This is a genomic window from Mycobacterium sp. 1245499.0 (genome assembly GCF_001673615.1).
Taxonomy (GTDB): Bacteria; Actinomycetota; Actinomycetes; order Mycobacteriales; family Mycobacteriaceae; genus Mycobacterium; species Mycobacterium europaeum_A.
On sequence record NZ_LZMG01000205.1, the window covers coordinates 1 to 610 of the forward strand.

Here is a 610-nt window from a genome sequence, read left to right on the forward strand (position 1 = left end):
ACCCAGGCCGATCACCGCGACGTGGCGCAGCCGCTGTGCTTGCCAGCCGACCCCGTCGCGGATGGCGACGTGCACACCTTCGTCGCGGTAGTAGCCCTCCTGATCGGCGACGTGGGCGATCAGCTCCTCGTGAATGCCACGCCCGACGTATGCCAGATCGATCGTGTGCACGCCGCACCCCTTTCCGGACGGATCGGCCGTCAATCCATGGCGAGGCCGCCATTGACCTCCAGGCAGTGGCCAGTGATGAAACCGGAATCCTCGCCGGCCAAAAACGCCACCGCCTTGGCCACCTCTTCCGGCGTGACGAGCCGCCCCATGGGATTTGTCGCCCCGAGCTGGCTCCACACCAGATCACCGCCAACCTCGTTTCGCCCGCCACGGTCGCCGACCCGACGGCGAACTCGCTGTTGACGGCCGAAGAAGTAGGCCAGCTCGGGGCGACAAATCCCATGGGGCGGCTCGTCACGCCGGAAGAGGTGGCCAAGGCGGTGGCGTTTTTGGCCGGCGAGGATTCCGGTTTCATCACTGGCCACTGCCTGGAGGTCAATGGCGGCCTCGCCATGGATTGACGGCCGATCCGTCCGGAAAGGGGTGCGTCGGGTTCGGC

At 66.7% G+C, this 610-nt stretch carries 2 protein-coding genes; one reads left to right on the forward strand and one right to left on the reverse strand.

What is annotated here, in order from left to right; all coding sequences use genetic code 11:
* Positions 1 to 200: 200 nt before the first annotated feature.
* Entirely contained in the window at positions 201 to 320 is a 120-nt protein-coding gene (locus A5646_RS28935; protein ID WP_369806935.1) for an SDR family oxidoreductase, read from the reverse strand.
* 33 nt (positions 321 to 353) lie between these two features.
* Here A5646_RS28935 and A5646_RS28940 point away from each other — a divergent pair, with 33 nt between their 5' ends.
* Positions 354 to 572 carry an SDR family oxidoreductase gene (locus A5646_RS28940; protein ID WP_231998295.1) on the forward strand — a complete coding sequence of 73 codons (219 nt, stop codon included), beginning with the start codon at positions 354 to 356 and terminating at the stop codon, positions 570 to 572.
* Positions 573 to 610 lie beyond the last annotated feature (38 nt).